Raw genomic sequence first — 256 nt, forward strand, 5'->3', positions numbered from 1 at the left:
TTTTCGCCTTCGCCACTATTAAACTCTAGTATTGTATTATCATTTGAATCCACAACATAAGCAATTATAGTTCCTTGTTTAGTTTTATCATCAAAAGAAAAAATCCAATTCTCACCTTTTTTAACTTTCCTATCTTGAGTTGCAGATCCAGTAAATTTTCTATAATCTCCAGATATACTACCTGATACACTATCTGAAGAACCATGAACTTTACCACCAACAATAGTTCCCTCTCTTGTAAAACAACCACTAAGAA

The 256-nt window shown here is 32.0% G+C and carries 1 pseudogene; it reads right to left on the bottom strand.

Annotation, left to right across the window (positions count from 1 at the left end):
* Window positions 1-256: pseudogene (locus tag COE49_RS27085) on the bottom strand (hypothetical protein); the annotation flags it as partial.

Source organism: Bacillus sp. AFS029637 (genome assembly GCF_002584985.1).
Lineage (GTDB): Bacteria > Bacillota > Bacilli > Bacillales > Bacillaceae_G > Bacillus_A.